Source organism: Streptococcus sp. KHUD_010, from assembly GCF_040207525.1.
GTDB classification, from domain to species: Bacteria; Bacillota; Bacilli; order Lactobacillales; family Streptococcaceae; genus Streptococcus; species Streptococcus hominis.
The window spans coordinates 859,937-885,222 of sequence record NZ_CP157941.1; the positions used below are offsets into that span (position 1 = coordinate 859,937).

23 protein-coding genes, 3 pseudogenes and 1 riboswitch are annotated in these 25,286 nt (G+C 37.6%); of the genes and pseudogenes, 5 read left to right on the top strand and 21 right to left on the bottom strand.

All coding sequences use genetic code 11. From position 1 onward, the window contains the following. Window position 1: 1 nt before the first annotated feature. The 4 genes from xerS to ABKA15_RS04280 form a co-directional block, all read right to left on the bottom strand. Window positions 2–1,072: a tyrosine recombinase XerS gene (xerS, locus tag ABKA15_RS04265; RefSeq protein ID WP_049513283.1), complete on the bottom strand. Its 1,071-nt coding sequence runs from the start codon at window positions 1,070–1,072 to the stop codon at window positions 2–4. A 186-nt stretch (window positions 1,073–1,258) separates the two neighbouring features. After that, window positions 1,259–2,809, bottom strand: coding sequence for a signal recognition particle protein (gene ffh / locus ABKA15_RS04270; protein ID WP_022525125.1), 1,551 nt, complete (start codon window positions 2,807–2,809; stop codon window positions 1,259–1,261). Between the two features lie 63 nt (window positions 2,810–2,872). Further along, on the bottom strand, window positions 2,873–3,205 hold the full coding sequence (locus tag ABKA15_RS04275; protein WP_003034487.1) for a putative DNA-binding protein: 333 nt from the start codon (window positions 3,203–3,205) through the stop codon (window positions 2,873–2,875). Between the two features lie 115 nt (window positions 3,206–3,320). Then, window positions 3,321–4,019, bottom strand: coding sequence for a GntR family transcriptional regulator (locus ABKA15_RS04280; RefSeq protein ID WP_022525842.1), 699 nt, complete (start codon window positions 4,017–4,019; stop codon window positions 3,321–3,323). A gap of 141 nt (window positions 4,020–4,160) precedes the next feature. Here ABKA15_RS04280 and guaA point away from each other — a divergent pair, with 141 nt between their 5' ends. Continuing rightward, window positions 4,161–5,720, top strand: coding sequence for a glutamine-hydrolyzing GMP synthase (gene guaA, locus ABKA15_RS04285; protein WP_049513286.1), 1,560 nt, complete (start codon window positions 4,161–4,163; stop codon window positions 5,718–5,720). Window positions 5,721–5,775: 55 nt separating this feature from the next. Here the strand turns inward: guaA and ABKA15_RS04290 are convergent, their stop codons facing one another. The 8 genes from ABKA15_RS04290 to ABKA15_RS04325 form a co-directional block, all read right to left on the bottom strand. Next, window positions 5,776–6,621 (bottom strand): alpha/beta hydrolase, encoded by an 846-nt coding sequence (locus ABKA15_RS04290; RefSeq protein ID WP_049513288.1) that lies wholly within the window; start codon window positions 6,619–6,621, stop codon window positions 5,776–5,778. A gap of 115 nt (window positions 6,622–6,736) precedes the next feature. After that, complete coding sequence (locus tag ABKA15_RS04295; protein WP_106388323.1) at window positions 6,737–7,339, bottom strand: lysozyme family protein; 603 nt, start codon at window positions 7,337–7,339, stop codon at window positions 6,737–6,739. After that, the gene (locus ABKA15_RS04300) at window positions 7,339–8,313 is read right to left on the bottom strand and encodes a nucleoid-associated protein (RefSeq protein WP_049513291.1); all 975 of its coding nucleotides are present in this window, start codon (window positions 8,311–8,313) and stop codon (window positions 7,339–7,341) included. Before ABKA15_RS04300 ends, ABKA15_RS04295 begins: the two co-directional genes overlap by 1 nt. Window position 8,314: 1 nt before the next feature. Next, a complete protein-coding gene (gene glyA / locus ABKA15_RS04305; RefSeq protein ID WP_049513292.1) occupies window positions 8,315–9,571 on the bottom strand; it encodes a serine hydroxymethyltransferase in 1,257 nt (418 codons plus the stop codon). Between the two features lie 49 nt (window positions 9,572–9,620). Further along, window positions 9,621–10,211 carry an L-threonylcarbamoyladenylate synthase gene (locus ABKA15_RS04310; protein WP_049513293.1) on the bottom strand — a complete coding sequence of 197 codons (591 nt, stop codon included), beginning with the start codon at window positions 10,209–10,211 and terminating at the stop codon, window positions 9,621–9,623. Then, window positions 10,204–11,034 carry a peptide chain release factor N(5)-glutamine methyltransferase gene (gene prmC, locus ABKA15_RS04315; protein ID WP_049513294.1) on the bottom strand — a complete coding sequence of 277 codons (831 nt, stop codon included), beginning with the start codon at window positions 11,032–11,034 and terminating at the stop codon, window positions 10,204–10,206. The genes ABKA15_RS04310 and prmC overlap by 8 nt, the downstream gene beginning before the upstream one ends. After that, the gene (prfA, locus tag ABKA15_RS04320; protein ID WP_186832634.1) at window positions 11,034–12,113 is read right to left on the bottom strand and encodes a peptide chain release factor 1; all 1,080 of its coding nucleotides are present in this window, start codon (window positions 12,111–12,113) and stop codon (window positions 11,034–11,036) included. Before prfA ends, prmC begins: the two co-directional genes overlap by 1 nt. Window positions 12,114–12,131: 18 nt before the next feature. Then, window positions 12,132–12,716, bottom strand: a complete 585-nt coding sequence (locus ABKA15_RS04325; RefSeq protein ID WP_106082815.1) for a thymidine kinase — start codon at window positions 12,714–12,716, stop codon at window positions 12,132–12,134. Window positions 12,717–12,837: 121 nt separating this feature from the next. On the opposite strand from ABKA15_RS04325, the gene ABKA15_RS04330 reads away from it, so the two are divergent. Beyond that, on the top strand, window positions 12,838–13,020 hold the full coding sequence (locus tag ABKA15_RS04330) for a 4-oxalocrotonate tautomerase (RefSeq protein WP_049513296.1): 183 nt from the start codon (window positions 12,838–12,840) through the stop codon (window positions 13,018–13,020). 73 nt (window positions 13,021–13,093) lie between these two features. On the opposite strand, the pseudogene ABKA15_RS04335 reads toward ABKA15_RS04330, so the two are convergent. Beyond that, window positions 13,094–13,765: pseudogene (locus ABKA15_RS04335) on the bottom strand (MATE family efflux transporter); the annotation flags it as partial. A gap of 88 nt (window positions 13,766–13,853) precedes the next feature. On the opposite strand from ABKA15_RS04335, the gene ABKA15_RS04340 reads away from it, so the two are divergent. Further along, entirely contained in the window at window positions 13,854–14,717 is an 864-nt protein-coding gene (locus ABKA15_RS04340; RefSeq protein ID WP_049512690.1) for an IS982 family transposase, read from the top strand. 8 nt (window positions 14,718–14,725) lie between these two features. Here the strand turns inward: ABKA15_RS04340 and ABKA15_RS04345 are convergent. From ABKA15_RS04345 to ABKA15_RS04380, 8 genes and pseudogenes are all read right to left on the bottom strand, one after another. Next, window positions 14,726–15,406 (bottom strand): annotated as a pseudogene (locus ABKA15_RS04345) (MATE family efflux transporter); the annotation flags it as partial. A gap of 99 nt (window positions 15,407–15,505) precedes the next feature. Continuing rightward, a complete protein-coding gene (locus ABKA15_RS04350; RefSeq protein WP_186832740.1) occupies window positions 15,506–16,771 on the bottom strand; it encodes a nucleobase:cation symporter-2 family protein in 1,266 nt (421 codons plus the stop codon). Continuing rightward, the gene (locus tag ABKA15_RS04355; protein WP_003031369.1) at window positions 16,771–17,352 is read right to left on the bottom strand and encodes a xanthine phosphoribosyltransferase; all 582 of its coding nucleotides are present in this window, start codon (window positions 17,350–17,352) and stop codon (window positions 16,771–16,773) included. The genes ABKA15_RS04350 and ABKA15_RS04355 overlap by 1 nt, the downstream gene beginning before the upstream one ends. Window positions 17,353–17,450: 98 nt before the next feature. Then, window positions 17,451–17,546: riboswitch (purine riboswitch) on the bottom strand. Then, window positions 17,542–18,525: a GMP reductase gene (gene guaC / locus ABKA15_RS04360; protein ID WP_049513301.1), complete on the bottom strand. Its 984-nt coding sequence runs from the start codon at window positions 18,523–18,525 to the stop codon at window positions 17,542–17,544. Its footprint overlaps the riboswitch before it by 5 nt. 194 nt (window positions 18,526–18,719) lie before the next feature. Then, window positions 18,720–20,275, bottom strand: a pseudogene (locus ABKA15_RS04365) (chloride channel protein). Between the two features lie 227 nt (window positions 20,276–20,502). Then, window positions 20,503–21,231 carry an ABC transporter permease gene (locus ABKA15_RS04370; RefSeq protein WP_049513302.1) on the bottom strand — a complete coding sequence of 243 codons (729 nt, stop codon included), beginning with the start codon at window positions 21,229–21,231 and terminating at the stop codon, window positions 20,503–20,505. Continuing rightward, complete coding sequence (locus ABKA15_RS04375) at window positions 21,228–21,968, bottom strand: ABC transporter permease (protein ID WP_003024586.1); 741 nt, start codon at window positions 21,966–21,968, stop codon at window positions 21,228–21,230. The genes ABKA15_RS04370 and ABKA15_RS04375 overlap by 4 nt, the downstream gene beginning before the upstream one ends. After that, window positions 21,968–22,876, bottom strand: coding sequence for an ATP-binding cassette domain-containing protein (locus tag ABKA15_RS04380; RefSeq protein WP_049513303.1), 909 nt, complete (start codon window positions 22,874–22,876; stop codon window positions 21,968–21,970). The genes ABKA15_RS04375 and ABKA15_RS04380 overlap by 1 nt, the downstream gene beginning before the upstream one ends. 171 nt (window positions 22,877–23,047) lie before the next feature. Between ABKA15_RS04380 and ABKA15_RS04385 the strand changes: the two genes are divergently transcribed. Both ABKA15_RS04385 and ABKA15_RS04390 read left to right on the top strand, forming a co-directional pair. Beyond that, window positions 23,048–23,737, top strand: coding sequence for a response regulator transcription factor (locus tag ABKA15_RS04385; RefSeq protein ID WP_049513304.1), 690 nt, complete (start codon window positions 23,048–23,050; stop codon window positions 23,735–23,737). After that, window positions 23,738–25,048: a HAMP domain-containing sensor histidine kinase gene (locus ABKA15_RS04390; RefSeq protein ID WP_021001669.1), complete on the top strand. Its 1,311-nt coding sequence runs from the start codon at window positions 23,738–23,740 to the stop codon at window positions 25,046–25,048. The last annotated feature ends 238 nt before the right edge of the window (window positions 25,049–25,286 follow it).

A 25,286-nucleotide genomic window follows, 5' to 3' on the forward strand; every position in this document is an offset into this window, starting at 1 on the left:
ATCATAAGTTATCCAATGCATTTTTTTGTTCGTCATTAACAATATGGGTGTAGAGGTCTGTAACTTGGGTACTGGCATGTCCTAGCTGATGACTGACCAAAACTTGAGATTTAGTAGCATCATAAAGTCGAGTAGCCAGTGTATGGCGGAGTTTGTGAGGTGTCACTCGAACTTTGAAATCTTCAGAATACTTAGCAACCATCTTTTCTACGCTAGAAGCATCAATCCGGTTAGGAACACCTCTATATTCTGTCAAAAAGAGGGCAGTGTCTGAATTTTCAGCTTTATAACGTTTAGAGCGAACCTCCAGATACCTTTCTAAATAAGCTTTGGCAAAGGCTGCAACATTGACAGAATCTCTTTTTCCGCCCTTACGAGTAACTTCGATGACCATCATTTTGAGGTTCAGATCTTTCAAATCAAGATTTACTGCTTCGGATAGACGAACGCCAGACGCAAGAAGCAGTGCTATGATGGCTAAATCTCTCTCTTTATTTTTGTCAAAAGAGGAGAGAGCACGATTTGATAACTTTTTAGGATATTCTTCATCTATATAATTCAAAAATTGCTCAGTTTCTTCACCCAAAAATAGTTTTTGTTTGATGTTTTCAGCGCGCGCAGCTAAAGTCTCTCTCTTTTTCTTAGTAGACACTTTTTTCATGACATTACGATAGAAATAAGGTTCCCCATTCTCGTTTTCCACCTCTTCAGTTAAATATTTATAAAGGCTAGAGAGAGCAGAAAGAGTACGGTTAATGGTGGTTTGTGATACTCCGTTTTGCGTAGTATTAGCATTCAGCAATGGGCGCTCCCGTAAGTAAAGAATAAACGCTTCCATGTCTTTTTTAGTCATATTTTCCAACACTGACAGAGGAATTTCTGCAATCTGCGACCCATCAGCAATTCCAGAGTCTAAAATCCAATGAAAAAAGCGATCATATTCTTTGAGATATTCATATAAGGTTGTAAAACTGTATGGAACAGTCAATTTAGACTGATAGTATTCCAAAACGTACCAAGGCATGATGGCCTTTAGTTTTTCAATTCTTTCTAACAATATTTCGCGTTTCATTAAGATATTCTCCATCGTTTTCTATAAATAGAAGTATAGCACACTCCTGTATTTTTTTCAAGAAAATTATAGTTTTTCGGAAAGATGCTAGAGGAAGTTTTATACAATATCTCCTATTCAATGATTGCAATTATACAAAAAAACAAGCCGTTCCTTTAAATTAAGCGACTTGTTTTTTGCGTTTGTTTATTTCCGTTTTTTCTTAGCTTTTTTCATTTTATTTGCCATGCGTTTCATGGCTTGTTTGGTTGCAAATTCACCAATTTTTCCTTTAAGTCCGCCACCAAACATCTGGCTCATATCAGGATTCCCAGCTCCTCCTAAAGCGGACATGTCCATATTTTGAAGGGCTGACATATCCATACCGTTCATATTTGGCATATTTTTCGGTAAATTGTTAGGATTGAGGCCCATTTGCTTCATCATTTTATTCATATCACCAGACATGACACCTTGCATGACTTGTTTCGCTTGGTTAAAGTCTTTGATAAATTTGTTGACTTCGACAAAGCTATTACCAGATCCTGCAGCAATCCGACGGCGACGACTTGGATTAAGGAGGTCGGGATTTTCCCGTTCGGTAGGTGTCATAGATGAAACAATGGCACGTTTGCGGGCGATTTCGTTTTCATCTACCTTAAAATTCTTCATAGCAGGATTGTTAGCCATGCCAGGAATCATCTTTAACAAATCTTCCATTGGTCCCATATTTTGTACTTGATCCAGCTGGTCAATGAAATCGTTGAAATCAAAGGTGTTTTCTCGCATTTTTTCAGCCATCTCAAGCGATTTTTGCTCATCATACTCCTGAGAAGCTTTTTCAATCAAGGTCAACATATCTCCCATGCCCAAAATACGGCTAGACATCCGATCTGGGTGGAAAGTTTCAATATCGGTAATCTTTTCACCAGTACCAGTGAACTTGATTGGTTTACCAGTAATTTGACGGACAGATAAAGCTGCACCGCCACGTGTATCGCCATCAATCTTAGTCAGAATAACCCCAGTCACTTCCAACTGAGCGTTGAATTCGCGAGCTACATTGGCGGCTTCTTGACCAATCATAGCATCTACGACCAAGAGGATTTCATTTGGTTGAGCCAGTGCTTTGACATCGCGCAGCTCATTCATGAGCTTTTCATCAATTTGTAAACGACCTGCCGTATCAATCAAGACATAGTCATTGTGATTAGCCTTGGCTTGCTCCAGACCTTGACGAACAATCTCTACTGCTGGTACTTCTGTGCCTAGTGAAAAGACTGGTACATCGATTTGCTGACCAAGAGTTGTAAGCTGGTCAATGGCCGCCGGACGATAAATATCAGCAGCTATCATCAAAGGACGAGCGCCTTCTTCCTTCTTGAGTTTATTGGCCAACTTTCCGGCAAACGTAGTCTTACCAGCACCTTGAAGACCGACCATCATGATAATAGTCGGGATTTTTGGAGATTTGATAATTTCTGCCGTATCAGAGCCTAATACAGCGGTCAATTCTTCATCAACAATCTTGATGATTTGTTGAGCAGGATTTAGTGTATCAATGACTTCGTGTCCGACAGCGCGCTCACGAACTTTCTTGATGAAGTCTTTAACAACTGGCAAAGCTACATCGGCTTCCAAGAGTGCCAAACGAATCTCTTTGGTCGCTTCTTGAACATCACTCTCTGAAATTTTGCCCTTGCGACGCAGATTTTTAAAAACGTTCTGTAAACGTTCAGTTAAACTTTCAAATGCCATAAATTTTATTTCTCCTAGTTATTGTTATTGATGATGTTTTGGTATTTTTGAGTCGACAATTCACTATTCTCGATTGTCAATACTAGATAAAATTGCGATTTGCTCTTGTAAATAGGCATCATTAGCATATTTTTCCGTTATTTGATCGAAAATCTGACTTCTGACGATATAGTCTGAATACATGTGGAGCTTCTTTTCATAGTCTTCGAGAATCTTTTCTGTTCGTTTGATATTGTCATAAACAGCCTGACGACTAACTTGAAATTCCTCAGCAATCTCAGCCAAACTGTAATCATCCGCATAGTAAAGCTCGATATAATTCATTTGCTTATCTGTTAAAAGCGCTGCATAAAACTCAAAAAGAGCATTCATTCGATTGGTTTTTTCAATTTCCATAAAAAACATTATATCAAAAAATACAGATAAACTCTACTAGCGAAGAGTTTTACTCACTAAAAAACACTCTTAAATCAGCAAGGGTGTTTACGTATATAAAATTATGTAAAACAAATCAATTGTTTTCCAAATAAAATTCAAATCGTTCTCCCACATATTGACTTTTAACATATTCAAAAGCGGTACCGTTATCAAAATAAGAAATCTGTGTCAAACCAAGAATGGCATGTCCTCTAGGGATTTCTAGATAATGTGCAATCTTTTCTTTGGCAAGACGAGCATAAATGGTCTGTTGAGATTTTCCAATTTTATAGCCGTGCTCTTGCAAGGTTTGGAAAAAATGCTTCGTAATTTCTTCTTTATTAAAGTTTTTGATGAATTTCTCTGGAATGGAAGCGACTTCATAAACTACGGGAATATTATCCGCATATCGTACCCGCTCCATTCGGACAACATTTTCCGTCTTTTCAATTCCTAATTTTTCGACCTCTTCTTTACTTGGCAGTGTTCGACGGTAAGAAATCAGTTGGCTTGAAGGTGTCTTGCCTTGGGATTTGATGATTTCTGTAAAGCTGGTTGTGCCGCGCATCTTTTCTTGAACTCGCGTACTGGCTACAAATGTACCACTTCCCATACGACGTTCCAGCACTCCTTCTTCTACTAAAAGAGTGATTGCCTGACGAAGTGTCATGCGACTAACTTCAAATTGTTCAGCTAAATCGCGCTCGCTTGGCAGACGTTGCCCGATTTTCCAAATTTCCTCGTCAATTTCTTTTTTTATTTGATCGTGAATTTTAATATAGGCTGGAAGCATAGTAACCCCTTTCAAGAATAGTTTCCTCTCTTCATTGTATTATCAATTGAAATAAAAGTCAATCGCTACTTAATGTTGTTGGAAAAAGTCTCTATTTTGTGTTAGAATAAACAAAGAAGTTTCATTTGAGAAAGGAAAGAAATGGCAACTACAACTGAATTGCAAGATATTGAAAGAATCATTGTATTGGATTATGGCAGCCAATATAATCAGCTCATCTCACGCCGTATTCGGGAGATTGGTGTTTTTTCTGAGCTAAAAAGCAATAAAATCACAGCCGCTGAAGTTCGTGAGATAAATCCGGTCGGAATTATCCTGTCTGGTGGACCAAATTCTGTCTATGAAGAAGGCTCATTTGATCTTGACCCTGAAATTTTAGAATTGGGTATTCCAATTCTAGGGATTTGTTATGGAATGCAGCTTTTGACTCACAAATTAGGTGGGAAAGTTGTACCTGCTGGAAATGCCGGAAACCGTGAGTATGGGCAATCAGAGCTTATTCATACTGATTCACAGCTTTTTGCAAGCACTCCTGAAAAACAAATCGTTCTTATGAGTCACGGAGATGCTGTTACCGAAATTCCTCAAGGATTCGTACGAACTGGAACTTCTGCTGATTGTCCATTTGCAGCTATTGAAAATCCAGCTAAGAAAATCTATGGTATCCAATTCCACCCTGAAGTACGTCATTCTGTTTATGGGTATGACATTCTATGCAATTTTGCTTTGAATATTTGTGGCGCCAAAGGCGACTGGTCAATGGATAACTTTATTGAAATGCAAATCAAGCGAATTCGAGAAACGGTTGGCGATAAACGTGTTCTTCTTGGGCTCTCAGGCGGCGTTGATTCATCCGTTGTTGGCGTTCTCCTTCAAAAAGCTATCGGAGACCAGCTTATCTGTATCTTTGTAGATCATGGATTGCTCCGTAAGGGCGAAGCAGATCAAGTCATGGATTCCCTTGGAGGAAAATTTGGTCTGAATATCATCAAAGCAGACGCTGCCAAACGTTTCCTTGATAAATTAGCTGGTGTTTCTGATCCAGAGCAAAAGCGTAAAATCATCGGCAATGAATTTGTCTACGTCTTTGATGATGAAGCAAGTAAGTTGAAAGATGTAAAATTCCTCGCACAAGGAACACTTTATACTGATGTGATTGAATCTGGTACAGATACTGCTCAAACAATCAAATCGCACCACAACGTCGGTGGACTTCCTGAAGACATGCAGTTCAAGCTGATTGAACCTCTGAACACCCTCTACAAAGATGAAGTTCGTGCGCTTGGTACAGAACTTGGTATGCCGGATGAAATTGTTTGGCGTCAGCCATTCCCAGGTCCAGGACTTGCTATACGTGTCATGGGGGAAATTACAGAAGAAAAACTTACAACTGTACGTGAATCCGACGCCATTCTTCGTGAAGAAATCGTGAAAGCTGGACTCGATCGTGATATTTGGCAATACTTCACTGTGAATACTGGTGTTCGCTCAGTCGGTGTTATGGGTGATGGTCGAACTTATGATTATACCATTGCCATTCGTGCTATTACTTCTATCGATGGAATGACAGCAGATTTTGCTAAAGTCCCTTGGAAAGTACTACAAAAAATCTCTGTTCGTATCGTCAATGAAGTAGACCATGTCAACCGCATTGTCTACGATATCACTAGCAAACCACCAGCAACGGTCGAGTGGGAATAAAAACAAAAAAGCCAAACCTCAAGAAATAAGAAGTTTGGCTTTTAAATTTATCAGCTTATTTTCCCCACAAAAATTGAATTAGTATTTTATCTACTTCTTGATTTTCATGTAATTGGCTATGTTGTGCTAGTTTGCCGGTAATTTTCTTTTCTTGATAAGATTTGGCATTATCAGCAACCAAATATTTCAAGCTGCGAGATGAAGCATTTAAAACAGAACCGTCTGAGCCATTTTTGTAATCACCGTAGATATTCAAAACATCAATTTGATTTTGTGGGAATACTTCACGTAATGGTAATAATCTTTGGAAAGTTTGTGTGACTTGATTTGGTTTCCCTGTCGTTTTATCTACTTTTACATCAGCTGGTAAGCCCATAGCTTCTAAACCGGCAGCAAAATTCGCAATATTCACTTGTTTTTGCAGCTGTGGCAAATTCTCATCTTGAGCATGTTCTAAAAGATAATACAAAATCGACATATTTCCTAAAGAATGACCTACCATATTCATTTTTGTAAAGCCATACTTTTCCTGTAGCTTGCTGACGACAGCTTTTGCATATCGTCCAACATCAATAGGATTGCGATTATCTTCGTAATTCACTTCTACGATTGGATTGATAGCGCCTTTGGGAATGTCTCCCCTCAACGTAACTGCACCATTTCTATCAACATTTGCTCGAATAACTGTTTTTGTTACTCCTGCTTTTTTTGCTGCATTCGTCATATGCCGCTCCACATTGGCACTACTTCCATAACCATGAAAGAAAAGGGTTGGCGTAGTGGATTGCACATAATTTTTTTTGTCTAATTTACCGTCTGCTTCAACGTTGTAAAATAAAAAAGCAGAAATAGCAATCAGAACTGTTAAAAGTCCTGTAGTTAGGACCGCTTTTTTCGTCATTTTTATCGCTTCTTTCTGTGAGATATATTTTTAAGTATAACATGCAACAATCTAAATAACAATTGATTTGTTTGAAAATCCCTAGTAGGAATAAGCTACTAGGGGTGTGATGTTATTAAAACCAATTCATCACTTTCATGATGTGCATATTCATCTGAACTTGTCGGGAGTAATAATAATTCCCACCATTGATATAGAGCTTAGAGCCATGAAGGAGGGCGATGGGATGGTAATAAGGATAGGTTTTGCCGGTCACATTTCCTAAACTTGGTGCGACGACATTTTTGGAGTATTTTTTTGCCAAATCAAGGGTATTTTCGCCACCGTGTTTTGCAATATAATCGATGTAAGCTCGACCAAAGTTATAGGCTTGTACAGCGGTCCAAACATCTACTTTCTTTTCTTGAGCTACATTTAGATTCGCAGATAAAGTCTGAACACCTTGACGAATGCTTTCTTTATTATCTAAAATAGAGTTTTTCTGACCCGTCGCACTTTCACTAGATTGCATGACATCAGAAACTTTTCCTTTTGTTTCTGTGTAAATCATAGCAAGGACTAGTTCCTCATTGGCCGCAGTATCTTGCTCGTCTAGCACTTCTCTTACTAAGCTACGGTAGTTCATCACTTGCTTGACATCATGATGAACTTGAACAAGCTTGTAACCAACAAAGATTAAAAGAATGAGAAGGATCAATTTTCTAAGAATTTTAAACATTATTTACTTTGGATATCTTCTATGTTTTTGATGAGAATGGAATAGGTCCCATTCTCGTTTTGTATGAATTCTACGGATTCCGCATCTTGATAGATGTTATTGGGGACAATAAGCTCAATTCCATTTGAAAGAGAGAGCTTTTGATTTTCAAATTTTTTCTTCTGCCGACTACTATCAATTTCATCAAATTTAACAGTTTCTGGAATTGTTTCCTTAACCTGATCAATAAAAGTCAAACGAGCTGTCAGATTGTTATCGAACAAGTCATCTGCTAATTTTTCTGGTGATAATTCATCATTTTCTTCTAAATTTTTGAAAATAGACGATTTAACCTTGGATTGAAATTGAAAATCATCTTGATTAAAACTTTCTGCAACTTTTTGAGCCGTTTTTTCTAAGGCTTTGATAGATTTTTTAGGAGAAATTTTAGGATTGACTTGTAACAGATTATCAGAAAAATAATTGAGAAAAGCACCATTGTATTTAATCCGTTTTTCAATCAAATGGTATTTACGTGATTGAAGATTGATAATCAAGGCTTCATCGGCACCTGTACCAAATCCCGGCAAATTGTTCTGGGTAATCTTGATGGGATTGTCTACTTCTCCACCCAAGTGAGTGAGTGTTTCTCGCAGAGCAATCCGCAAAAAAGCAAAATGCTCCACGCCTTCCTTGTCAAATTGAACAAAAATCAAATCGTTGGTTTTCTGATTTTCGCTCACCGAAAACTCCTCTTTCCAGAGGTTGGCAATACTGACAGAGGTTTCTAAAAGGTCTTTTGTAATATGTGATAAAAAGACATTATCTTCGGTAAAAATACCCGTTTTGGCCTCATCTGAATAGACACGTTCAATCTTCTTGCGAAGATATTCTTCAATTTTTGGAGTAATATTAAGATATTTATCTGCTAAAAGAAGGTCGGTGTCTGATGGACCAAATTGATGAATAATAGCTTTTTTTACGTAAATGTCCATTTCAGTCCTCATATAGTGGAAAGGCATCGGTCAATTCTTTAACTTCTGCACGGACCTGCTCTAAAACAGCTTCGTTGTTTGCATTCTCTAAAGTCTTGATGATCAATTCTGCTACTTTAGTACTTTCAGCTACCCCAAAGCCACGAGCTGCAATAGCTGCAGTTCCAATACGAATGCCACTTGTTTTAAATGGTGATAAGGTTTCGTAAGGGATAGAGTTTTTGTTGAGAGTGATATGGACATCATCCAAAAGATTTTGAGCGACTTTTCCATTTTCAACGACTTTGGTCACATCCACAAGGAAAAGATGATTCTCCGTACCACCTGAAATAACACGGAAATTACCATGTTGTTGGAATACTTGAACCATTGCCTTAGCGTTATCCAAAATCTGCTGAGCATAAACTTTGAAATCTGGATCCAACACTTCTTTAAAAGCAGCTGCTTTAGCCGCCACGACATGCTCTAGCGGTCCTCCTTGGATTCCTGGGAAGATTGCGGAATTGATCTTTTTCGCCAACTCTTCATCATTGGTCAAAATTAAGCCACCACGAGGTCCTCGAAGGGTTTTATGAGTAGTAGTTGTCGTAATATGTGCATACGGTGCTGGACTTGGATGCAAACCAGCGGCAACCAAACCGGCAATATGAGCCATGTCTACCATGAGTTTGGCTCCGACAGTATCTGCAATTTCACGGAATTTAGCAAAATCAATAATATGAGAATAGGCAGAAGCACCTGCAACAATCAATTTAGGTTTGACTTCTTTAGCCTGCGCCAAAATAGCATCAAAATCTAAAAGTTCCGTTTCAGGATCGACATTATAAGGTACAAAGTTGTAGGTTTTTCCAGAGAAGCTAACAGCTGCACCATGTGTCAAATGTCCGCCTGCTGCAAGATCCATTCCCATTACTGTGTCGCCTGGCTCAATTAAGGCCATATAAGCCGCACAATTCGCCTGACTGCCTGAGTGGGGTTGAACATTAGCAAATTTTGCTCCAAAGATTTCTTTAGCACGTTCAATCGCTAAAGTTTCAATCACATCCACAACGTCCGTACCACCATAATAGCGACGGCCTGGATAACCTTCGGCATATTTATTGGTTAAAATAGAACCTTGTGCTGCCATAACAGCTTTTGAAACAACATTTTCTGAAGCAATCAATTCAATATTGTTTTGCTGACGTTTTTCTTCTGCAGCAATGGCTTCCCAAAGCTCAGCGTCATATTCTTTATAGTCTTTATGGTCAAAAATCATAAGAGTCTCCCTTCTCTTAAAGCGGGGCTAAAACCTATTTAGTCAAGGTTTAGAAGTGAATTTCTGGAATTTTAGCGAGAATTTCTTCGCAAGTGACAGCACCTTGGCGTAGAATATAGGCTGTTTCACCAGATAAATCCAAAATAGTTGAATCCTGTCCTGTTAGAAAAGCATCATCTTCTATACCAAGAACTTCGTGATTGAAATCGGTCATAATTTGCTGGAAGTTTACTCCGCTACTCTTTCCAGATAAATTTGCGGACGGACCAATGAGAGGTCCAAATTTTCTAATCAAGTCTAATGTTTTAGGATGACTAGGGACACGAAAACCAATTGTTTTCATACCTGAATTTACCCAAACTGGGACTTGTTCATTAGCTTGTAAAATAATGGTCAAAGGACCTGGTAGAAAGGCTTGATAAAGTTTTTTTAAATACTGAGGCTGATGTTTGGAAAATTGATAAATCTCTTCTAAACTTGAAACATTTAAATTCAAGGCCTTTTCGCGAGGTCTGCCTTTTAAGTCATAGACATGACTGACAGCCTGTTCATCCAGTGCCTTACAAAATAAACCATATACAGTCTCCGTTGGCAGCACGACTGCTCCTCCGCTGCTCAGCATTTCTTCAATTTTATCCATTATCTACCACTACCATTCTATCTTTTCCGAATTGATCTTGCAAGACGCGAATTCTCATTTTTGGAAATGCAGACTGAAATAGTTCTTTTACATGTTCCCCTTGTTTGTAGCCAATTTCGAGATAGATTTTACCTTTTTCTGTCAAATATTTTTGGGCGTTCTCAGCAATTTTTCGATACACAGCATACCCGTCTTCTTCAGCAAAAAGAGCAAGATGAGGTTCTGAAGCAAGGACATTTAGTCCTACTTCTTCTCTGTCCGTTTCTGAAATATAGGGCGGATTGGATACAATAATATCATACTTTCCTGTAATTGCCTGAAAACAATCAGACTGAACAAAATCAATCGCTACATCAATTGCTTCTGCATTTTCTTGCGCCAAATCCAGAGCATCTTGGGAAATGTCGGAAGCCGTGACCTGCCATTTCGAACGCTCGGTAGCCAAAGAGAGAGCAATTGCTCCGCTTCCAGTTCCAATATCTAAAACCTTTATACTAGTATTGGGATTTTCAGACAAGATTAGGTCAACTAATTCCTCGGTTTCTGGTCGGGGAATCAGCACTCGTTCATCTACTTTGAACGAATGTCCATGAAATTCTGCGTTCCCAATAATGTATTGGGCAGGTCTATGAACTAATAATTGAGATTGAATCTTTTTCAGTAATTCTATATCATCTGCTGTTGCTTCTGCCTGCATTTTCAACACAAATTGGGTAAAAGATAAGTTTTTCGACATTCGAAAAGTAAAGGAGAGACTTTCAGCTTCTTCGCCAATTGCTTCAAGCTGTTTTTCCATTTCAGCAAGAATTTGAGCTAATTTCATTATTTATTCAATTCTTCTAGTTTTTGTGTTTGGTCATACAATACCAAGGCGTCCACGATTTCATCTAATTTCCCAGCTAAAATCGTATCTAGCTTTTGCAGCGTTAAACCGATACGATGATCTGTCACACGATTTTGTGGAAAATTATAGGTACGAATCCGCTCCGATCGGTCTCCAGTGCCAATAGTTGATTTCCGCTCGGCATCTTGCTCGTCTTGCGCAATTTGTGCAAAATGGTCCGCTACGCGCGCACGGATAATCTTCATAGCTTTGTCGCGATTCTTTTGCTGGGTTCGTTCTTCCTGCATTTCAACCTTAATATTTGTCGGCAAGTGAACAATCCGAACGGCTGTTGCAACTTTGTTGACATTCTGACCGCCAGCACCAGAAGCGTGATAAATGTCAATCCGAAGATCTTTTGGATCAATATCGTATTCCACTTCTTCAACTTCAGGCATAACTAAGACGGTTGCTGTCGAAGTGTGAACTCGTCCTTGACTTTCTGTTACTGGGACACGTTGTACGCGATGAGCACCTGATTCGTATTTTAATTTAGAATACACGGATTGACCAGAAACCATAGCTACTACTTCTTTGAAGCCACCGACTCCATTCATAGAAGCTTCCATAACCTCGAATTTCCAACCTTGCGATTCAGCGTATTTTTGATACATTGTCAGAAGATCACCGGCAAAGAGCGAGGCTTCATCACCTCCTGCTGCACCACGGATTTCTAAGATGATGTTTTTATCATCATTTGGATCTTTTGGTAAAAGAAGGATTTTCAATTTTTCCTCGTATTCTTCTTTTTCAGCTTTTGCATCTTTGAGCTCTTGCTTTGCCATTTCTTCCAAATCAACATCGCCTGAAGCGTCTTTAATCATTTCTTCAGCGTCTGTGATGTTTTGGAGAACTTTTTTATATTCACGATAAGTTGCTACCGTATCGCGTGTACTCGCTTCTTCTTTGGACAATTCCATAAAACGCTTGGTGTCACTGACAACATCTGGGTCACTCAGAAGTTCCCCCAGCTCTTCGTAACGATCTTCAACGGCTTGTAGTTGTTCATAAATATTCATCGTTTGCTACACCTCTCCTTAACTCTTCATTTCGTCAATTTCTGGCTGAAAATAATGCTTCCGACAGACAGGAATATATGTTTCATTCCCACCGATTTGAATCTGCTCCCCTTCATAGACCGGCTTACCATTCGTTGTTCTTAATACCATGGTTGCTTTTTTGGAGCAAAACTGACAAATCGTTTTAATCTCATCAATTTTATCTGCTAGAAGCAGGAGATATTTGGAGCCTTCAAATAACTCATTGCGAAAATCATTTTTCAAACCAAAAGCCATAACTGGTACATTTAATTCATCAACTACTCTTGCCAAATCATAGACATGATGACGAGATAGAAACTGCGCTTCATCAATCAATACACAATAAGGTTTTTCGGGCATTTCTTGAATAAAGCGGAAAATATCAGTATCTTCTGCTATTGCAATTGCTTTTCGCTTCATTCCGATACGACTAGAAACAACGCCGAAACCGTCACGTGTATCAAGGGCGCTCGTCATAATGACAACACCTTTGCCTTGTTCTTCGTAGTTGTGTGCTACTTTTAAAATTTCGATTGTTTTGCCCGAGTTCATCGTGCCATATTTATAATACAACTGAGCCATTTTCTTTAATTCGTTTCAAATTCTCCAATTTTTAATACTTCTTATTTTACCATAATCTGACACGCTTTAAAACCTAATTTATGATAAAATAAAAATATCAAAGATAAAAAGGAGAAACACTATGCCATTTGTCAGAATTGATTTATTTGAAGGACGCACTTTAGAGCAAAAGAAAGCTCTTGCAAAAGAAATTACTGCTGCTGTCGTGAAAAATACTGGCGCACCACAATCTGCTGTTCATGTCATCATAAACGACATGCCAGAAGGGACTTATTTCCCACAAGGTGAAATGCGTACAAAATAACAAAAAAAGAATCTTGGATAAAAATCTGAGATTCTTTTTTAATTCAGAATGATAAATGATGTAGATGCAACATTTAAGCTAATTTCTTTTTTTGAATATGATTAAGACGAAGTTGGTATAAAATGCCACTAACGACCAGACTAGAGATTAAACCAATCCAATAAGCAAAGGGACCTAAATTTGTCGTGTAATCCAATAGTAACCCAACTGGTAGCGACACACCCCAATAGCCAATTAAGCCCAAATAAAATGGAACTTTTGTATCCTTGTATCCGCGTAAAATCCCTTGAAGTGGCGCTGCGAAAGTATCTGCTAATTGAAAAAATAAACTGTAAGTTAAGAAAATGGACGTCAAACGTATAAATTCCTTGTTGGTTCCATACAACGAAGCGACTTGATAACGGAAAAGATATAAAAATGTCAGCGTGAAAACAGCGAACCCAAGCGCAGTCAATCTTCCTAAAACACAATATTTTCTGACATAGTCTAGACGCTTTGCACCGATTTCGTAAGAAACGATAATCGCCATAGCATTAGAAATGCTCATAGGGAAAGCATACATAAGATTGGAAAAGCTGATAGCTGATTGGTGACTGGCAATGATTAACGAAGAAAACTTAGCCATGAGCAAACCTACGACTGAAAATATCACAACTTCTGCAAAGACAGTCCCACCAATAGGAAAACCGAGACGAATCCCTTCCTGCAATCCTTCTTTGTCCAAAGGTCGAATTTTCCATAATTGACCCGTGGTGCTAGTTAACGTCAAAACAACAATAAAAAGCCCAAAAGGACTATACTGTAAGTGATGAAACAAACAGGAGGTTATCCAAATGAGCCACTTACAGTATACCGCTAAATCCCATCATTTACAATGGAATATGAAGCAATTATCCAAAATTTGTCATCAGCTTTATCGGGATTATTGCCCCGATTCATTGAAGCATCGCCGTAATGTCAGCTTGTCAAAAGTTTCGGATGAATTTCTATTAGTCCTACTGTTATTGCAAGCTGAACTAGGAATCAAATCGCAACGTCATTTTCACCGAATCTGTCGACTATTTCCCTGTGGCCGACTGCTTGAAAGAAGTCGCTTCAATCGTCGTTCAAGACAGTTGATTTGGTTGCTACAACTCATTCGACAAGCGATGAATGACCAAGTGTCCTCCGATACGATTGCCATCGTAGACAGTTTTCCCCTACCACTTTGTCAGTCTGTTCGCAACCATAGAGCAAGTATTTTCGAAGGAGTGGCAGACATTGGCTACAATGCGTCAAAACACCAGTGGTTTTACGGTTTCAAAGTTCACATGCTCGTTACCTTATCTGGCTATATTCTGAACTATATTGTCACCTCAGCTTCTGTTCATGATATCAAAGTGGTGGAGGATTTATTGGAAGGCTGCCAACAATCTGTGATTTTAGCAGATTTAGGTTATCTCAGCCAGGCTCTTAAAGATCGGTTGAAACAGAGAGGGTATCATTTATGGACGCCCTTGCGTCAGAATATGGGAAGCGCGAGCCAGCATAACAATGGGAGATTACTGGCTATGAGGCGAACCATTGAAACTCGCTTTTCTGAGTTATGTGCTCTCTTTGATATGGAACACACCTTCGCCAGAGGAGTAACTGGACTACAACTGAGGATTGAACAAATCCTATTGGCTTATAATTTGAGCTATTTTGAACTTAACTAGCACCACGGGTATAATTGATATTTTTTAATTCTAGGATGTCTTTTGGCAACTACTACCGAAAGGATTAACAGCACCCAGTAAGCCAACGAAGTCCCCAGCCCCGCTCCTGCTCCGCCCATTTCTGGGAAACCAAATGCCCCATAAATTAAAATGTAATTAAAGCTGGCATTCAACGGTAGTAAGAGCAACATAAGGTACATGGATAATCTTGTCAATCCTAATGCGTCTAATAAAGAGCGTACAACACTAAATAAAAGCAAAGGGATAATACCAAATGCCAAATACCAGAGATAATGTATAGCAACTTCTGCTACTAGTGGTTCTAAGCCAATATTGTACAAGACAAGCGGTGCACCTAAAAAAACGAGTCCAAACAAGAGAAGAGACAAGCCGAGAGATAAATAAATAAACTGATAAAAATCAGAAGCGATTTTTTCTTCTTGTTTTTGTCCCAGATGGTGTCCAATAATCGGAACCAAGGCTGAAACAATACCAGTCAGAAAGGTAAAAAACGGACTCCATAAGCTATTCGCCATTGAAACTCCTGCCAAATGCAACGTATGGTATTGCCCCGTCATAGTTGTATCCACAAAAGAAGCCGAAAAATTAGCCAGTTGATAAATCAAAATTGGCAAAAAAATCGAGACAAATAAGGTCATTCGTTCTTTTAAATTGCGAGCTTGGTACATAAAATCTCCTCAAATTATTCCTTCTCTCTTAACTATACTATAAGCACTTAGAATAGTCAAAAAAGCTAGGAGGAAATCCTCCCAGCCTCTTGTCGAGCTTTATCTCTTCTCACAATTTAAAATAAGATTCAATACAATCGCAATGACGCTCGCCATAACAATCCCGTTTGAGAAAAACATTTGTAAGCCAGTTGGCAAACTATTAAAAAGATTGCTTCCATTTAAGCCGACTCCTGCAGAAATAGACACAGCGGCAATCAAGAAATGATGTTCATTGTGTTCAAAATCAACTCGTGCTAGCATTTGCATTCCTTGGGCAGAAACAAAACCAAACATGACAAGCATGGCACCACCGAGTACAGGACTTGGAATAATTTGTGCCAAAGCGCCGAATTTCGGTACCAATCCTAACAAGACTAAGAATCCTGCTGCATAATAGATTGGGAGCCGTGTTTTAATTCCAGAAAGTTTGACCAAACCAACATTTTGTGAAAATCCTGTATAAGGGAAAGTGTTAAAAATACCGCCAAGAAGCACTGCAAGTCCTTCTGCACGATAACCATTTCGCAGACGAATGCTGTCTAACTTTTCATTCGTAATATCTGAAAGCGCAAAATAAACACCTGTTGATTCTACCAAAGAAACTGTTGCGATAATACACATCATGACGATGGATGAAAGTTCAAACTTAGGTATTCCAAAATAAAACGGTGTCGGAACATGTACAAGAGGAGCTTGAGTTACTGGCGCAAAATCTACTAAGCCCATAAAGCTGGCAATAATCGTTCCAATAATTAAGCCAATCAGAATGGAAATGGATTTTAGAAAGCCTTTCGCAAAGATATTTACTAACAGTATAATTAAAATCGTGACAGCAGCCAACAGCAAACTTTGTGCAGTTGGTTTTTCACTATTATTTCCCATATTGCCAATCGCAACAGGAATAAGTGTCAAACCAATAGTTGTAATCACTGAGCCCGTCACAATTGGTGGAAAGAAATTAGCAATTTTAGAAAAAATGCCTGCAATCAAAAGAACGTAGATACCGGAAACGATGAGCGCTCCAAACATGGCTCCGCTTCCATGTTTTTGACCAATCATAATCAGAGGTGCAACCGATTGGAAAGCAACGCCAAGTACGACTGGCAAGCCAATTCCGAAATATTTATTGAGTTGCAATTGCAAAAATGTTGCCACACCACACATAAAAATATCTGTAGAGATGAGATAGGTCAGCTGTTGGCTCGAATAACCTAGCGCACCAGCAATCATAATGGGTACAAGGATTGACCCTGAGTACATTGCTAATAAGTGCTGCAAACCTAAGACAGCCGCCTGTGAATGTTTTTCTTCTTTCAGTTCCATTATGCATCAGCCTCCATAAATACAACTTTTCCATTTTCAAATTTTTGAATACGAGCCAAAGAAACGACTTTTCGCCTATCTTCTTCTAGCAACTTTCTTCCTTCTTGAAATGATTTTTCAATCACAATGCCAATCGCTTCCACATGGGCACCTGATTGTTCAATGATATTAACCAGCCCTTTAGCTGCTTGCCCATTTGCTAGAAAATCATCGACAATAAGCACTTTATCATGATGATTTAAAAATTTCCCTGCAATTGAGACCGTACTTGTCACTTGCTTGGTAAAAGAATAGACCTCGGTCGTCAAAATACCTTCTGTCATAGTGATGTTTTTTGATTTTTTCGCAAAAATCATCGGAACGCCCAATGCTTCTGCTGTATAGATAGCAGGTGCTATTCCAGATGCCTCAATTGTCACAACTTTTGTAATACCAGCCGAGCGAAAATAGGTTGCAAACACTTTACCAATTTCTTTCATCAAGTTGAAATCGACTTGGTGAGTCAGAAATGAATCCACTTTTAAAATATTTTCTCCTAAAACATTTCCGTCTTTTAGGATGCGTTCTTCTAATAATTTCATAAAATCTCCTTTTAGAAAAAACAAAAGACTTGCCAAAAGCAAGCCTAAAACAATTGGTTAACCAACTGAATACAAAATCCCTTACTAAAACACAGCAGGAAAGTTGAAGACTTACTTATTGTTAGACATTAGGTGCCTTGTAGAAACATTACGCCAAATTCGTAATATAAATAAGTAATTATTTTATTGTTAATGAGCGTCACCATTCCAAATGGAATTTTTCACAATGACGTAATCTACGTGCTTAAGACCAGCTAGATCTCTTCCGCCGGCATAGGAAATGGCACTTTGCAAATCTTGCTCCATTTCAACCAAAGTGTCAGCTAAATGTCCTTTAACCGGTAAAAGAATTTTCTTTCCTTCCACATTCTTATACATACCCTTTTGGTACTCTGAAGCCGAACCATAATACTCTTTGAATTGTTCACCGTCTACTTCGACCGTTTGACCTGGGCTTTCGATATGACCTGCGAATAGGGAACCAATCATCACCATGGTAGCACCAAAGCGAATAGATTTGGCAATGTCGCCATGCGTACGAATACCACCGTCCGCAATAATTGGTTTGCGAGCAGCTTTTGCACACCAACGAAGAGCCGCTAATTGCCAACCTCCTGTACCAAAGCCAGTTTTTACTTTTGTGATACAAACTTTTCCTGGTCCAATGCCAACTTTTGTTGCATCTGCTCCAGCATTTTCCAGCTCACGAACAGCTTCTGGTGTCCCGACATTTCCTGCAATCACAAAAGTATCAGGGAGTTCTTTTTTGATGTGCTGAATCATATCAATCACACTATCTGAATGTCCATGCGCAATATCAATCGTGATATATTCTGGTGCATCTTCTTTCAACTGGCTAACGAAATTATATTCATAATCTTTCACACCAACCGAAATGGAAGCAATCAGTCCTTGCTCATGCATGCGCTTGATGAAAGGAATACGGTCAGATTCGTCAAAACGGTGCATGATGTAGAAATAGCCACTTTTCGCCAATTTTTCTGCTACATCTTCATCCAGAATTGTTTGCATATTAGCTGGAACAACAGGAAGTTTGAAGGTGTGATTTCCAAAAGTAACGGTCGTATCAGCTTCTGACCGACTTTTGAGGATACATTTATTAGGAATCAATTGAATGTCTTCATAATCAAAAATAGGAAATTCGTTCAGCATGTCACTCTCCTTAAATTGTAAATTGTATGCAAAAATAACCTACCTATGCTTTCACATCGCTATGTCTTTCCTGACATTTTCTTTAGTATTATAACATAAGATACAGAAATTACAATATAATGACGTATAATATTTTTTATCGTTCGGAAATTACGGATTGTTCTTTTAGGTTCTAAAAAAGAGGTTTCCCTCTTTTACAATAGCAAATCTTTAATGCGTCCAATATCTGATTTTTTCAAGACTACATAAATCATATCTCCTAGATACAGGCGCGTGCTACCATTCACTGTTTGATTTCTTCCGTTGTGGTGTTGCATGGTAATTAGAATATCTTTTGGTAGTTCCAATTCATGAACTTGCTTACCCGCTATTTTTTCAGAGACTGGAATTTCGATAAGGGTTGTCTCGCCCTCATCTACCACGTTATCTGGTAACATGCGCTCTAGCATAGCTTCATACACGGGGGCTCCGCCCAATAAATCCATTACAACGTATGCCACTAAAGTCACTAAACCAAGAGGCATGAGGTTTCGTATATCACCAACCATTTCAGTCACCAAAATGATGCCAGTTAGCGGAGCCTTTGAAATGGCACCAAAGTAGCCACTCATACCTAAAATAATAAAAATGGGAAATTGCTCTTGAGTTGCAAAGCCTAATTGCACACAAACGACACCAACAATTGCTCCCAAAAGAGAGCCAAGAGCTAAAATGGGGAGAAAAATACCACCAGGAAGCCCACTACCATAACTAATCATACTCCAGATAAAGCGAATAACAAAAAACATCACTAATGTTAATAGCAGATAGTGTTGACTGGTTAAAGAGAGAACCAGTTGATTGCCACCGCCTAAAAGCTGTGGAAGGAAATATCCTACTGGTAAAATGAAAATAAAGGCTATAATAGGATAATATTGCGGAGAAAGATGCAAAATTTTACCAATCATATCATAAATACGAGGCATGGCTAGAACAACTTTTTCATATAAAAATCCTGAAAAACCAAGAAAGATTCCTAACAACAAATAAAGCCAGTATTGCCCTAGCCCCATCAGAGGAATATTATCTGGCATATTTAATACAGGGGTCATTCCAAAAATCATAAGCGAAACAAAATTCGCTGTTAAACTTGCCGCCAAAGACGAGACCCAAAAGAAACGCGAAAAATGATGATAGACTTCCTCAATCACAAACAGTAAACCCGCAATCGGAGCATTAAAAGCTGCTGCCAATCCTGCTGCCGCTCCACTAGCAATCAAAGAACGCTCTTCCACAGGGCTTAAATGAAGATGTTTGGCGATTCCCTTTCCACCCATTGCTCCAAGTTGAATACTGGGTCCTTCACGTCCTAGCATCAAGCCGCTTGCAATGGCTAAAACACCAAGAATGTACTTTTTCCAAAGGACACTCCACCATGATAAGCTCATCAGACCTTTCAGCTCTGCTTCTACTTGCGGAATTCCAGAACCTTTAATATCCTTTTCCGAGAGCGTTAACTTTGCACTTATCCAAATCACGCAAGCATAAAATAACAAAATAAAGCAAACCAAATCATACTATCATGACCTTGCTGATAGAAATGTTGAATGATATGAAATCCCTTTTCAATCAAAAAACGAAAAGAACCAACAATTGCACCCACGATAATCCCGACTAAAATTCCTCTTGAAACTTGCAGAATAATCGAACTAGATGTAAATGAAAATTCTTTCTTAGTATTTGATATTCTCTTTTCTGTCTGAACAGACATCATTACCTCCCAATATGTTCTCCTTCTATTTTAGCATAATTTTTCTTATTGCTTATAGAAATTATTTTAGAAAATGAAGTCTAGAGAAAAAATCAAACCAGCTTCATGCGAAACTGGTTTATGATAATATCCTTATTAAATCTCTACACTGTTTATTTGCTGATCATTAATTGTATAACAATTACGATAAATCTTCGCTTTCTTCTTGTTTTTTACTATAAATGAGATTAAATAAATCTCTTTTTAAGCTGTCTAACTGCTAAGGTATAGAAGACAAAAATATAAGCACCATTGACAACTAAGAAAAGGATAAATTCAGATAAGGTAAAAGGGACTAAAGAACGAGCTCGATCACCAACAGCAATCTGAGCATAAGGGAAAATGCTAAAAAGACCTTGTCCAATAAATAGGGTCATAAGCCCTGCTATAGCCAAAATAGCTGATATAATAATAGGCACTGCGAAATTTTTTAAGCGAATACTAAGAAAAATTTGAATGGTGATAATAGTAATGGTTGCTATCCAACCTGTGATAGACCAAAGCAAAAAGTCCAGTAGATAATTTGCAAAAGGTACCTTCAAAACCAAAGCGCTGATAATATAAAAGAGAAGAACTATCAGTTGACTAATAGCCATGACTAGTGATAAGCTGGTGATTTTTGATAAAATGATACGATTGGCTTTAACCGGAATACTTAATAAGCGCTGCCAGTTTTTATTACTTTCCTCGAATTGACAACTGATGGAACAGATAATCCCGATCAGAATAGGAGTAAATATCTGCGAGGAATAGAAAACTGTTTGTCCCCAAAGGACGCGAGCTTGTGTACCATCTAGGAGCACCTTTCGATTGAGAGCGTAAATCATTGCTCCCAATAAGGACCCAACAAGGTTAAAGAAGATTAGCGTTATCGGAATAGCACTTTTTTTGATTTTTTTAAATTCAAAAATAATCATAATAGATCCGCCTTTCCAATGAGTTTTTTACTGACAAAGATGCTTAAAAAAATGATAAGCAATAATGTGACTAATTTAAAGGGATAAGCATTATCATATTGAAAAAGATAAGTGTTAGTTCCAGCCACCCGTTTAGCGATTCCCATCATAGAGAAATATTGCCAAGGAATGAAAATACGAATAGGAAATGGTAACGCACCGATACCTACAAATGACAGGAAGGAACCAATTAAGCCTGTTACCACTGTCACACTTGGCTTTGGATAGATAAAAGCTAAGCAAAGATGTAAACAAGACAGAAAGAGACAAACCAAAAAAGTTGTGAACAAAAAGAGACTCAATGAAACAGGTGTCACACTGACCTGCATGCCTTGAATAATAAATTTCAGAAAAAGCGTTTGAATCAAACTGACAACAAAGGCAAAAATAGCCATCACAGTCAATTTAGCCTTAAAAAGTTGCCAAGGACTTTCGTTACTGGTTTGCAAGAGTTTAAAAGTTTTGCCTAGATGTTCCAATTCCAGTAGTCTAGACGCTAAAACTGCAATGAAAAGTGGCAAAATACAATCATTCAAGTAAGTCATGGTATAAATGGCATTATAGGCCTCATGTGTTTTAGGTAATTCATATTTGATAACAACGCCACTCCAAATCAAGCCCACTGCTACAATAGCAATCAAAGATAGCAAGAAAGAACGTCTTTTTAATTTGATAAATTCTAATTGTAAATTTAGCATTACAAAACACTTCCTTCCCGTCCTGTCATATCAAGGAAAACATCTTCCAGCGATCGACGAATCATACGAACTTGATAAATATCAACATCATTTTCAACTAAGAGTCGAATAGCAGTGGCTATATTAACTTTATCGTTATCGTTGACAATCAATTTTTTGTCATCATCCAAATTAAAACCATTGAACATTAGTATTCTTTTAGCAGTTACATCATCACTGGTCTCAAACAGATATTTTTCATCTTCTTCAAGGTCAGATAGGTGACCTTCAAAAAGTAATTGACCATGATTAATAATACCGACAGTCGTAGCCATCTGTTCAATTTCTGAAAGAATATGGCTAGAAACGATGATAGTCATATCGTATTTTTGTGGTAATGACTTGATGAGCTCACGAATTTCTTGAATACCAGCAGGATCTAAACCATTAGTTGGCTCATCCAGAATCAGTAATTTAGGAAATTTAACAATGGCTAGCGCAATTCCTAGACGTTGTTTCATGCCTAGTGAATAGTTTTTAACTAGCTTGTCTTTTTGATCGAAAAGTTTGACAATCTTTAAGACTTCATCAATATTTCTTTTTGGTAATTTAAGTAATTTTTGGATAATTTCAAGATTTTCATAGCCGGTCAAATTAGCATAGTAAGAGGGCTCCTCAATAAGGGAACCTACATTTGAGAGGAGTGATATTTGATTGCTATTAAAGGTTTTGCCAAAGAGCTTAATGGAACCATGGGTTGGTTGCAACAATCCCAAAAGCATTTTCATAGCAGTGCTCTTACCAGCACCATTTGGTCCTAAAAAACCATAAATTTCATTTTTTCTAATATGAATAGAGAGCTGATTAACGGCTACTTCACCTGAAAAATCCTTACTTAATTGGTTGGTTTCAACGATATAATTGTTCATTTGTTTTCTCCTTTAAAAATCTTAGAGTGATGTTATATCCTTTCGCTATTTTTATTATAATGAAACTCCTTTATTTTAACCTATTCATTACCTTAATTCTTCCTTAATTTTTACTTTAAAGTCCTTGACCAAGGAAGCAATGTGTTATACTAGTCTTATTGAGGTAATAGTATGAATTATAAAGAAAAGAAGATCTTAATTTTAGACGATAATCCAGAAATTTTAGAAATGGTGCAAGAATCATTGAACATTGCTGGTTTTAGCAATCTAACAAGTGTACAATCACAAAAAGAAGCTTTGGAGCAATTTGAAGAAAAATCTTTTGATTTAGTTATTTTAGACATTATGCTGCCTGAAGGATCAGGATTTGAAGTTTTAAAAGGTATCCGTAAGACTTCAACGGTTCCTGTTTTGTTTTTGTCGGCAATCTCCGATATAGAAAAACAATATCAGGGCTTTGAGTTAGGGGCAGATGACTATATTATCAAGCCTTTCCGCCCAAGAGATTTGGAGTTGCGTATTCTTTCCATCTTAAAAAGAGCCTATCCCGAAAAGGAAGATACCCTTGTTTTGCCTACTTGCCAGGTGCATTTTAGCCAAGCCTTGATTACCAAAGGAAAACTAGAGATTCAGCTGACAGCTAAGGAATACAGTATTCTTAAGGTCTTATATGATAATAAGAATCGCATTGTTACTTTTGACCAACTCTTAGAAAAAGTCTGGGGCTTACAATACCAAGGCTATGATAATACCCTAATGGCTCATATTCGTAAGATTCGACAAAAGATCGAAGCCAATCCATCTAAACCAGAAAGCTTAATAACGGTTAAAGGTTTGGGTTACAAACTAAAGGTGAATTAAATGGATACCGTTAAATTTTTTACTAAGTTATTAACCAGGTATGTTCTATTACTCTTGGCTTTAATCATAGGACTTGTTTTTGTTTATGGTTTGGTTTTCTCATCCTATTTTAGTTTCTATGGAAAGGAAAAACCGGAACTACTTTACACTAAAATCGCTCAATCGAGTCAACAGAATAATTTTAATTTTGATAAAAGCAGCAAAATTGAAATGGATAAACAAAATACTTGGGCTATGGTACTGAATCAAGATGGCAATATTGTCCAATCTTATCATTTACCTCAACAGCTCAAAAGACATTATACCAATGCTGATATGGTTAAATTTTCACGTTGGTATTTAGAAGATTACCCTGTTTTCTCCTATGTACGAGGTCAGCAAATTTTAGTTTTGGGCTATCCTAAAAAGCATTCCTTAGCAAAATTTAATTTCTATGCTAATACACAATTTATTAGGAATTTTCTCAGTTTGGGACTTGTTTTCTTGGGTATTATTCTTTTACTTATTTTTATTCTTTTGAGCCGATCAAAGCTACGCATTAAAAAGGAAATGGATCCGATTATTACTGCTGTCACTTCTTTGTCTCAGGGTCAAAATATTGCTCTTAATGAAAAGGGAAATTTCTCAGAAATTAAGACAGCCCTTAATGAAACATCTCATATTTTGGAAGAAAGCAACACGATGAAAGAGCAATGGATTAGAGGGGTCAGTCATGATTTACGCAATCCTCTTATGCTCATATCAGGTTATAACAGTCAGCTAGAGCAGCAATATGGTAAAGGAAAGCAGACGGAGGAAATTGAAAATCAGATTCAAACTATGAAAGAAATGATTTCTAATCTCAATATGAGCTACTTATTGGATAATCAAAAGCATCACTCCGAATTTTCGAGTCTTGATTTGGTTGCAGTCCTACGAACAGTAATTGCCGATATATTGAATAATTATGAAACAATTACACTTCATTTTGATTTGCCTACCGAGGCAGTGTTGGTAAAAGGAGAGGTAACTTTACTAGAAAGAGCTTTTAGAAATCTCTTGCTTAATAGTATCATACACAGCGGTTCTAACCAGATTGATCTGACTTATCAATTATCTGATAATAAAGTGCTCATCATCATTGCGGATCAAGGAGATATTACAGCTCAAAAAATTACTGAGCTAAATCAAAAATCAACTAATTATGAATCACATGGTATGGGAACGGTTATCACTAAACAAATTATTAAATTACATCAAGGTGAAATTGTTTTTTTAGACAATCAGCCAGGCTTAAAAGTCATCATTTCTTTACCTTTAGTAAAGGACTGATGACCTACCTAAGAACAAGCTTACACTCAGAAAACTAACCATTTGGAGCATCGCAACACATTATTTATCTTCTAAATATTTCTAAATGCTATTTTTGGGGCAAAATATTCTTTCGTCTAATCATCGTAAATTTTTGATAAATAAGTAACAATACTATTCTATTTATCAAAAATTTTTCTGTTATACGCAAAAAAAGAGTGAACAAATAAAGTTGCACTCTTTTACTGTTAAAATGTTT

Coding starts and splice junctions, on each gene's coding strand:
- ABKA15_RS04280 (WP_022525842.1), bottom strand. CDS start 4,019: ATGCTTCCAGCCTATATTAAAATTCACGATCAAATAAAAAAAGAAATT.
- ABKA15_RS04295 (WP_106388323.1), bottom strand. CDS start 7,339: ATGTTTAAAATTCTTAGAAAATTGATCCTTCTCATTCTTTTAATCTTT.
- ABKA15_RS04375 (WP_003024586.1), bottom strand. CDS start 21,968: ATGCTAAATTTACAATTAGAATTTATCAAATTAAAAAGACGTTCTTTC.
- ABKA15_RS04330 (WP_049513296.1), top strand. CDS start 12,838: ATGCCATTTGTCAGAATTGATTTATTTGAAGGACGCACTTTAGAGCAA.
- ABKA15_RS04275 (WP_003034487.1), bottom strand. CDS start 3,205: ATGGAAATTGAAAAAACCAATCGAATGAATGCTCTTTTTGAGTTTTAT.
- glyA (WP_049513292.1), bottom strand. CDS start 9,571: ATGATTTTTGACCATAAAGACTATAAAGAATATGACGCTGAGCTTTGG.
- prfA (WP_186832634.1), bottom strand. CDS start 12,113: ATGAATATTTATGAACAACTACAAGCCGTTGAAGATCGTTACGAAGAG.
- guaA (WP_049513286.1), top strand. CDS start 4,161: ATGGCAACTACAACTGAATTGCAAGATATTGAAAGAATCATTGTATTG.
- ABKA15_RS04380 (WP_049513303.1), bottom strand. CDS start 22,876: ATGAACAATTATATCGTTGAAACCAACCAATTAAGTAAGGATTTTTCA.
- ABKA15_RS04325 (WP_106082815.1), bottom strand. CDS start 12,716: ATGGCTCAGTTGTATTATAAATATGGCACGATGAACTCGGGCAAAACA.
- ABKA15_RS04300 (WP_049513291.1), bottom strand. CDS start 8,313: ATGGACATTTACGTAAAAAAAGCTATTATTCATCAATTTGGTCCATCA.
- ABKA15_RS04370 (WP_049513302.1), bottom strand. CDS start 21,231: ATGATTATTTTTGAATTTAAAAAAATCAAAAAAAGTGCTATTCCGATA.
- ffh (WP_022525125.1), bottom strand. CDS start 2,809: ATGGCATTTGAAAGTTTAACTGAACGTTTACAGAACGTTTTTAAAAAT.
- ABKA15_RS04355 (WP_003031369.1), bottom strand. CDS start 17,352: ATGAAATTATTAGAAGAACGCATCCTAAAAGACGGAAATGTTTTAGGA.
- ABKA15_RS04385 (WP_049513304.1), top strand. CDS start 23,048: ATGAATTATAAAGAAAAGAAGATCTTAATTTTAGACGATAATCCAGAA.
- ABKA15_RS04350 (WP_186832740.1), bottom strand. CDS start 16,771: ATGGAACTGAAAGAAGAAAAACATTCACAGGCGGCTGTCTTAGGTTTG.
- ABKA15_RS04290 (WP_049513288.1), bottom strand. CDS start 6,621: ATGACGAAAAAAGCGGTCCTAACTACAGGACTTTTAACAGTTCTGATT.
- ABKA15_RS04310 (WP_049513293.1), bottom strand. CDS start 10,211: ATGGATAAAATTGAAGAAATGCTGAGCAGCGGAGGAGCAGTCGTGCTG.
- guaC (WP_049513301.1), bottom strand. CDS start 18,525: ATGCTGAACGAATTTCCTATTTTTGATTATGAAGACATTCAATTGATT.
- prmC (WP_049513294.1), bottom strand. CDS start 11,034: ATGAAATTAGCTCAAATTCTTGCTGAAATGGAAAAACAGCTTGAAGCA.
- ABKA15_RS04390 (WP_021001669.1), top strand. CDS start 23,738: ATGGATACCGTTAAATTTTTTACTAAGTTATTAACCAGGTATGTTCTA.
- xerS (WP_049513283.1), bottom strand. CDS start 1,072: ATGAAACGCGAAATATTGTTAGAAAGAATTGAAAAACTAAAGGCCATC.
- ABKA15_RS04340 (WP_049512690.1), top strand. CDS start 13,854: ATGAGCCACTTACAGTATACCGCTAAATCCCATCATTTACAATGGAAT.